The 8,823-nt window shown below is 65.4% G+C and carries 6 protein-coding genes; 4 read left to right on the forward strand and 2 right to left on the reverse strand.

Going from position 1 to position 8,823, the window contains the following annotated elements; all coding sequences use genetic code 11:
* Together ACCC94_RS24910 and ACCC94_RS24915 are read left to right on the forward strand one after the other, a co-directional pair.
* Positions 1–566, forward strand: a 566-nt coding sequence (locus ACCC94_RS24910) for a hypothetical protein (protein ID WP_413352292.1), incomplete at its 5' end; no start/stop codon positions are given.
* 106 nt (positions 567–672) lie between these two features.
* Positions 673–1,716 carry a low specificity L-threonine aldolase gene (locus tag ACCC94_RS24915; protein WP_413352293.1) on the forward strand — a complete coding sequence of 348 codons (1,044 nt, stop codon included), beginning with the start codon at positions 673–675 and terminating at the stop codon, positions 1,714–1,716.
* A 248-nt stretch (positions 1,717–1,964) separates the two neighbouring features.
* Here the strand turns inward: ACCC94_RS24915 and ACCC94_RS24920 are convergent, their stop codons facing one another.
* Entirely contained in the window at positions 1,965–2,282 is a 318-nt protein-coding gene (locus tag ACCC94_RS24920; RefSeq protein WP_413352295.1) for a heavy metal-binding domain-containing protein, read from the reverse strand.
* A 911-nt stretch (positions 2,283–3,193) separates the two neighbouring features.
* On the opposite strand from ACCC94_RS24920, the gene fusA reads away from it, so the two are divergent.
* On the forward strand, positions 3,194–5,242 hold the full coding sequence (gene fusA / locus ACCC94_RS24925; protein ID WP_413352296.1) for an elongation factor G: 2,049 nt from the start codon (positions 3,194–3,196) through the stop codon (positions 5,240–5,242).
* 235 nt (positions 5,243–5,477) lie between these two features.
* Here fusA and gbcB read toward each other — a convergent pair whose 3' ends face one another.
* A complete protein-coding gene (gene gbcB / locus ACCC94_RS24930; protein WP_413352298.1) occupies positions 5,478–6,581 on the reverse strand; it encodes a glycine-betaine demethylase subunit GbcB in 1,104 nt (367 codons plus the stop codon).
* Positions 6,582–7,007: 426 nt separating this feature from the next.
* Here gbcB and gbcA point away from each other — a divergent pair, with 426 nt between their 5' ends.
* Positions 7,008–8,297 carry a glycine-betaine demethylase subunit GbcA gene (gene gbcA / locus ACCC94_RS24935; RefSeq protein ID WP_413352299.1) on the forward strand — a complete coding sequence of 430 codons (1,290 nt, stop codon included), beginning with the start codon at positions 7,008–7,010 and terminating at the stop codon, positions 8,295–8,297.
* Positions 8,298–8,823 lie beyond the last annotated feature (526 nt).

Below are 8,823 nucleotides of genomic sequence, written 5' to 3' on the forward strand. Positions count from 1 at the left end.
TTCTCCAGCACATGGCCGGCGACAGCTGCACCGGCCATGTGCTGGAGAAGGCGCTGCCGCCGACCAAGGCCATCTACGGCTATCCCTACCTGTCCCGCGAGTGCGGCTATGACGACGCCACCATCGTCTACGGCAAGGCCGACGGCAGCCAGCACCTGGTCGTGACCCTGACCGACACCGGCCTGCCGGCGCCGGGCGCCGACCAGCAGGGCGAGGCCGCCAGACAGTACCTGGCCGCCCAGGCCAAGCTGCGCGACACCACCGCGAAGAACGTCTCGCTGCTCAACCAGGCCCGCCAGGCCGCATTGCAGAACGGCACCGCCGCGCAGTTCGGCGGCGAGCAGTACCTGCCGGTGATCGACAGCACCCGCATGGGCGACCCGCTGGCCATCAGCGTGCCGGGGCCGGACGACAAGGCCGGCGAATCCAGCCTGACCGGCCTGATCAAGGGCCGCTACGTGCTCAACATGACCTCCCCGGACAAGCCCAACGGTGGCACCGCGCAGTCCCTGCGCGAGCTGTTCGTGCCGATCTCCGAGCAGATGGCGCTGACCAAGCTGCCCTGATCCATCCCGCGGCCTCCCGTCAGCGGGAGGCCTGCGCCCTCCGGCGGCGAGCGACTATCCGTTGCTACGCTGCTGCCTGACGTACAACGTTTTCCGAGGCCGCACCATGACCGACAACACCCAGCAGTTCGCCAGCGACAACTATTCCGGCATCTGCCCCGAAGCCTGGGCAGCCATGGCCGAAGCCAACCGCGGCCACGAACGCGCCTATGGCGACGACCAGTGGACCGCCCGCGCTTCCGACTACTTCCGCGAGCTGTTCGAGACCGACTGCGAGGTCTTCTTCGCCTTCAACGGCACCGCAGCCAACTCCCTGGCCCTGGCGGCGCTGTGCCAGAGCTACCACAGCGTGATCTGCGCCGAGACCGCCCACGTCGAGACCGACGAGTGCGGCGCGCCGGAGTTCTTCTCCAACGGCTCCAAGCTGCTGCTGGCGCGCACCGATGCCCAGGGCAAGCTGACCCCGGAGGCGATCCGCGAGATCGCCTTGAAACGCCAGGACATCCATTACCCGAAGGCGCGTGTGGTCACCATCACCCAGGCCACCGAGGTCGGCACCGTCTACCGCCCGGACGAGCTGCAGGCGCTCAGCGCCACCTGCCGCGAACTGGGCCTGCACCTGCACATGGACGGCGCGCGCTTCTCCAACGCCTGTGCCTTCCTCGGCGCGACCCCGGCCGAGCTGACCTGGAAGGCCGGCGTCGAAGTGCTCTGTTTCGGCGGCACCAAGAACGGCATGGCGGTGGGCGAGGCCATCCTGTTCTTCAACCGTGAACTGGCCGAAGGCTTCGACTACCGCTGCAAGCAGGCCGGCCAGCTGGCCTCGAAGATGCGCTTCCTCGCCGCGCCCTGGGTCGGCGTGCTGCAGGACGACGCCTGGATGCACTACGCCAGCCACGCCAACCGCTGTGCGCAACTGCTGGCCGAGCGCGTCGCCGACATACCGGGCGTGCAGCTGATGTTCCCGGTGGAGGCCAACGGCGTCTTCCTGCAGATGTCCGAACCCGCCCTGGAGGCCCTGCGCCAACTGGGCTGGCGCTTCTACACCTTCATCGGCGCCGGCGGCGCGCGCTTCATGTGCTCCTGGGATACCGAGATCGCCCGCGTCGAGGAACTGGCGGCCGACATTCGCCGGGTAATGGGCGCCTGAGCCTGAGTTGTCCCCAGGCGCTGGGGACGGTTGCTCGCGCAACCTGTCCCCAACCTGTGGATGAATGCCTGCAGGCCGCGGGTGGAGTGGCTTACATATTACTGATCAAAACTTGATCACGGCGGTTTTTCTGTAGGAGCGAGCTTGCTCGCGAACCGCATTGCACCCGATCCCCGGTATGAAGCGAATCTACGGATGTTCGCGAGCAAGAACTAGGCGTCCCCCTCGCTCCTACAGGTTCAGCGCCGCTATATGCGCACCGCCGTCCCGCTCACGCTGACCATCAGCATGCTGCCGTTCTGCCCCACCACCTCGTAGTCCAGGTCGATGCCGACCACGGCGTTGGCGCCCAATTCCTGCGCGCGCTCCTGCAGCTCCTCGCAGGCGATCTCCCGCGCCCTGCCCAGTTCCTTCTCATACGCACCGGAGCGGCCGCCGATGATGTCGCGCAGGCCGGCGAACAGGTCACGGAACACGTTCGCGCCCAGGATCGCCTCGCCAACCACGATGCCGCGGTATTCCTGGATGGTCTTGCCCTCGATGGTGGGCGTGGTGGTCAGGATCATGGGACTGTCTCCTCTGCTGGGGGAAATCCAGCATAGCCCGCACCCCTGCGAAGGCCGCACCGGCTGTGTGTCAGCATTTGCCGAAACACCGTGGGCAACCTTGTGATAAAGCTGTGGATAAATGGGTGGAAAATGCCAGCCGCGTGGTACTTCGATGAATAGCCGGAAATCGTCGGCGAGCTTGACCGGAAGCCCGTAAGTCGCGGCTTTCAGCGGTGAATGGGGGTGTTGTGAAGATCTCCACAATGGCTGTGGAGGCAAGCTTGTCCAACCTGTGGAAAAACTGTTGGGAGGTGCCCGGGGAGCCGATGGTGCGGGGCTTCCCTGAATCTGGCTGTTTTCTGATCAGCCGCGGTTTTTCAAACACTTGCGAGCCTGTGTATCGATTACGGCGACATTCCTGTGCACGATCCTGGGACCACTATCCCCGCTTTGTGTTGACCCGCTTGTGCGCCTCCTGTGGAAAACATCCTCAGCGCCACGCCCTGCGGGGCTTCTACGGGATTGTTCAAGGATTGATCAGCGCAGGAGGCAAGCAACTGATCCAAGGCGACTTTTCCCCAGTGGCGCGGGCTGCGCGAAACTTTCCACAGTGGCTGTGGGGCGAATCTCGCAGAAGGTGTGGACAACCTGTATCCAGATCGCTGCAGGCCGCGCCCGGCGTGCTTCCGTTTCTTCAGTACATTTTTTGATCAAATGCCGAAAGTCCCGTCATGACTGGCTTGCAGCGAATTTCGCGACGGGTTTTCCACAGCGGCTGTGCAGCGTTCTGCCCGCAAGGTGTGGGTGGGTTGTGGATGGATTGCTGCAAGCCTCGTGGGTGTTGGCTTGCGCCGGTCTGGTCAATATTTGTCCAGTGATACAGGTCCCGCTGCCTATACTCCAAGCACCCTGGGGGCGGGAGATTCAGCATGTCCAGTTACTCGGTGGAACAGATCCGCACCGTGGCCCTGGTCGGCCACGGCGACAGCGGCAAGACGCTGCTTGCCGAAGCGTTGCTGCAGCACAGCGGCGCCATTCCCAGCATGGGCTCGCTGGAGCGCGGCGACACTCTCTGCGACTCCGATCCGCTGGAGCGCGAATACCACCACTCCCTGTCCGCGGCCCTGGCGCATTTCGAGCACGAGGGCGCGCAGGTCCGTCTGATCGATACGCCCGGTTATCCCGACTTCATCGGCCACGCGCTGCCGGCACTGGCGGCTGTGGAAACGGCGCTGGTGGTAGTCAATGCCCAGAACGGTATCGAGCTGAGCACCCGCCGCATGATGGACTGGGCCGGCCAGCGCGGGCTGTGCCGGATGCTGGTGGTGAACAAGATCGACGCCGAGCGCATCGACCTGCCGGGCCTGCTGGCGGCTTTGCGCGAGTCGTTCGGCAAGGAGGTATTGCCCATCAACCTGCCCGCCGAGGATGGCGCCCGGGTTGTGGATTGTTTCTTCAGTCCCGACGGCGAGGCTGATTTTTCCTCGGTGGCCGCGGCGCACCAGGCGCTGGTTGACCAGGTCGTGGAGGTCGACGAGGCGCTGATGGCGCATTACCTGGAAGAGGGCGAGGTAGCCCCCGAGGCGCTGCACGAGCCCTTCGAGCGGGCCCTGCGTGAAGGCCACCTGATTCCACTGTGCTTTGTCTCCGCTCGCACTGGTGCAGGTGTGCCGGAGCTGGCCAACATCCTCGCGCGCCTGGCGCCGAACCCCGCCGAGGGCAACCCGCCGCTGTTCCTGCGCACCGACGAAAAGGGCGCCGAGCACCCGGTGAAGTCCAGCCCCGACCCGGCCGCCCACGTGCTGGCCCATGTCTTCAAGGTGGTGATCGACCCTTTCGTTGGCCGCCTGGCGGTGTTCCGCGTGCACCAGGGCACGATCCGCCGGGAGATGCAGCTGTTCGCCGGCGACGGGCGCAAGCCGTTCAAGGTCGGCCATCTGTTGCGCCTGCAGGGGAAAAAGCACGAAGAGGCGCCCTGGCTGATCCCCGGCGACTTCGGCGCGCTGAGCAAGGTCGACGAACTGGAGTACGGCGTGGTGCTGCACGACTCCCACGACGAGGACCACATTCGCCTAAAACCCCTGGATTTCCCCACGCCCATGCAGGGTCTGGCCATCGAGGCGAGCCGGCGCGGCGACGAGCAGCGCCTGGCAGAAATCCTCCAGCGCCTGCAGGCCGAAGACCCCTGTGTGCGCCTGGACTACAACGCCTCCACCCAGGAAACGGTGCTGCGCGGCATGGGCGAATTGCACCTGCGCTACCTGCTGGAGCGCATGGCCGGGCAGTACAAGCTGGAGGTGCAGACCCGCGCGCCCAGCGTGCCCTACCGCGAGACGGCCACCCGCAGCGCCGAAGGCCACAGCCGGCACAAGAAGCAGACGGGCGGGGCGGGGCAGTTCGGCGAGGTGTTCCTGCGCATCGAGCCGTTGCCGCGCGGCGAGGGCTTTGCCTTCGTCGACGCGATCAAGGGCGGGGTTATCCCGGGCAACTTCATCCCCTCGGTGGAGAAGGGCGTGCGCTCGGCGCTGGCAGCCGGGCCGCTGGCCGGCTTCCCGGTGGAGGACGTGAAGGTCACGCTGTTCGATGGCAAGAGCCACTCGGTGGACTCCAAGGACATCGCCTTCCAGGCCGCGGGGCGCAAGGCCATGCTCGATGCGCTGCGCAATGCCGGCGGCATCGTGCTGGAGCCGGTGATGCAGATCGAGGTGATGACGCCGGATAGCCACCTGGGCGACATCACCGCCGACCTCACGGGTCGCCGCGGCCAGGTGCTGGGCACCGAATCTCTCTCGGCCAGCGTCGCGCTGGTGCGTGGGCAGGTACCGCTGGCGGAGCTGGATGGTTACGCCAACCGGCTGAAATCCATCACCGCCGGACAGGGCCTCTATAGCCTTTCCTCCAGCCATTACAGCGCCGTCCCACAGGAGGTGCAGCAACGTCTGTCGAGTGGTTACAAGGCCATCCCGGAAGAAGACTGAGCGAATGTGGATATTCGTCGCAGCCGCTGTCCACAAAGGGCCGTCGCTGGGCCCGCGCGCGGGCCTGCTCGATGAGATCAGGTGAAAGGCCAAAGCCACGTGGCATGCGGGTTGCAGACGGGATCGAGGCGGCCAGGCGGTTCGGCCAGAGGTGTCTCCGAGCTTGTCTCGGGACACCTTCAGCCTGTGGATAACTCAGTGGGTAACGTGTGGGACAGGTGGGGGCAGGCTGTGATCAGTACTCGATGACCACGTCGCCCTTGGGCACGCTGCAGCAGGACAGGATGTAGCCTTCGGCGACGTCTTCGTCGGTGATCCCGCCGTTGTGCTCCATCTCCACCTCGCCGGAACGCTTCATCACCTTGCAGGTGCCGCAGATGCCCATGCCGCAGGCCTTGGGAATGTGCAGGCCGAGCTGGGCAGCGGCGGCGTGGACGGTCTCGCCCGGCGCCATGCGGATGCTCTTGCCGGTCTCGCAGAACTCCACCAGGTTCTGCTCGGCCAGCGGCACGGCCGGCGCCTCGGCGGCTTCGGCGGCCAGCTCCTTCACGTCGGCGCGCACTTCCGGCGGGGTCGGGCCGAAGGCCTCCTCGTGGTAGCGCGACATGTCGTAGCCCTCGGCCTCCAGCAGGCGCCGGACCGCGTGCATGTAGGGTGTCGGGCCGCAGCAGAAGACCTCGCGTTCGAGGAAATCCGGCGCCATCAGCTGCAGCATCGCCTTGTTCAGGAAGCCCCGGTAGCCGGCCCAGGCCTCGCCCATCTCGTACTTCTCGCAGATCAGGTGCACTTTGAAGTTGGCGATGCGCGAGGCCATGTGGTCCAGCTCGCGGTGGTAGATGATGTCCTTGGGCGTGCGCGCGCTGTGCACGAAGACCATGTCGACGTTGCCGTTGGTATCGAAGAACCAGCGCGACATGGACATCACCGGGGTGATGCCGACGCCGCCGGAGAGGAACAGCACCTTCTCGGCGGGGAAGTCGATGGCGTTGAAGTTGCCCACCGGCCCGTGCACCGGGATCTGGTCGCCTTCCTTGAGGTTGTCGTGCAGCCAGTTCGAGACCTTGCCGCCGGGCACGCGCTTGATGGTGATGGAGAAGCTGTAGGGCACCGAGGGCGAGCTGGAGATGGTGTAGGAGCGCATGATCGGCTGGCCGTCGATCTCCAGCTCCAGGGTGACGAACTGCCCCGGCTTGAAGAAGAACATGATCGGCGCGTCGGCCATGAAGCAGAAGGTGCGCACATCCCAGGTTTCCTGGATGGCCTTCACGCAGCGCACCAGGTGGCGCCCGTTGGCCCAGGTCTGGGTGTTCACCGGATTGAGGAAGTTGTTCGTCGACATGCTGTCTCTCCGCGCACGCGGGCCGTGCTGGGCCTGATGGGGCAGCGCCGGGGCCCGTTTGCCTACGCTGTCTGAGCGCAGAAAGCACGGGGCCTTTCGGCATGCCTGATGGGGCGGATTGTGTGCACGAGGATGGCCGCTGCATTTACCTGCCAGCGACATTTGCATGCTTATCGCGACCTGCCGCCTGGGACGTGCCGTTGCGCGTCGGGAAATGATCTGGCCGTGTCGCCCATGGATAAGGGTAATCCGGGGCTGCGGCCCCACACTCAGCTCCATGCCGAGCAACCCCTTCCGGTTGAACGAGGACGGCGGGAAAGCGCACTCGGCGCGCTGCGCACCTGCCGCCACTGCCCTGCGTGGCAAACCGTATCAGCCACTTATTTCCGCCGGCAGCCCGACCCGGCTGCGGCATGAGGACTAGCAATGGACGTCACCACTACCCTGAGTCTGGGCGATCCGCTGGAACCGGCCCGCAAGGCCACCGCCGAGATGCTGCGCAGCCGCGACCACAGCTTCTCGCTGCCGCAGCCCTTCTACAACGACGAGCGCCTGTTCCAGCTGGACATGCAGGAGATCTTCCACAAGGAGTGGCTGATCGCCGGCATGACCTGCGAAATCCCCGCCAAGGGCAACTTCCTCACCCTGCAGATCGGCGACAACCCGGTGATCGTCCTGCGCGGCGCGGAAGGACAGATCCACGCGTTCCACAACGTCTGCCGCCATCGCGGCTCGCGCCTGTGCGTCAGCGACAAGGGCAAGGTCGCCAAGCTGGTCTGCCCCTACCACCAGTGGACCTACGAGCTGGATGGCCGCCTGCTGTTCGCCGGCACCGAGATGGGCGCCGACTTCGACATGAAGAACTACAGCCTCAAACCGGTGAACGTGAAGACCGCCGGCGGCTACATCTTCATCTCGCTGTCGGAGAACCCGCCGGCCATCGATGACTTCCTGCGTACGCTCGAGCACTACATGGAGCCGTACGACATGGAGAACACCAAGGTCGCGGTGCAGACCACGCTGATGGAAAAGGCCAACTGGAAGCTGGTGCTGGAGAACAACCGCGAGTGCTACCACTGCAACGGTTCGCACCCGGAGCTGCTCAATACCCTGCTGGAATGGGACGACGTCACCGACCCGCGCGCCAGCCAGGCATTCAAGGACCAGGTCGCCGCCTGCACCACGGCCTGGGAAGCCGAGAAGATTCCCTACGCCCACGCCAGCTTCGGCCTGCGCAACCGTATCGTGCGCATGCCGCTGTTGCAGGGCACCGTGTCCATGACCATGGACGGCAAGCAGGGCAGCAAGAAGCTCATGGGCCGCATCCAGAACCCGGACCTCGGCTCGATGCGCATCCTGCACCTGCCGCATTCGTGGAACCACTGCATGGGCGACCACCTGATCGTCTTCACCGTGTGGCCGATCAGCGCGCAGGAAACCATGGTCACCACCAAGTGGCTGGTGCACAAGGGCGCGGTGGAAGGCGTCGACTACGACGTGGCGCGTCTGCGCGAAGTCTGGGATGCCACCAACGACCAGGACCGTCGCCTGGCCGAAGAGAACCAGCGCGGCATCAACTCCACCGCCTACCAGCCGGGGCCGTACTCGAAGACCTACGAGTTCGGCGTGATCAACTTCCTCGACTGGTACAGCGAGCGCCTGCTGAACAACCTGGGCGAGGAATCCGCCCACGCTCGCCTGGTCGCCGAGAAATAGGCCCCAGCCACCCCAGCGCCCCCGTTATCGGGGGCGTTGTCGTTACGCGCTGTCGTTACCGAGGAAGCCACGTGGACGCCATGCTCTTCTACAGCAGCTCCGCTTTCGTCACCGGCCTGGTGGCGTGGAACCTCTTCGCCTGCTGGCGCAAGCGCTGACGCCGGTTGCTCTTCGTAAGAGCGAGCTTGCTCGCGAACCTCTCCCCGGCGGGCTCGGTGCCGCCGCCGTAACACCCTCTCCCCAGCCCTCTCCCTGAAGGGAGAGGGAGCCAGATCGCGCCGGCTGGGAGTTTGGAGCTCCCTGCTGCGTAGCTATCGGCGATCCGGTGGTTTCAGATGAGCTCCGAACTCACCGCCGCTCCACTCAGTCCCCTCTCCCTTCAGGGAGAGGGTTAGGGAGAGGGCGCTCTTGGCTCTTGCGCCGTGCCCGCAATGAAGAGCGTTCGCGAGCAAGGACTAGGCGTCCCCCTCGCTCCTACAACTCCGCGCCAATCCTCGCGTCCATCCCCCGCATTCCCCCGCATTCC

Origin of the sequence: Pseudomonas sp. Pseusp97 (genome assembly GCF_047304025.1) — a bacterium.
In the GTDB taxonomy this organism is placed as follows: domain Bacteria; phylum Pseudomonadota; class Gammaproteobacteria; order Pseudomonadales; family Pseudomonadaceae; genus Pseudomonas.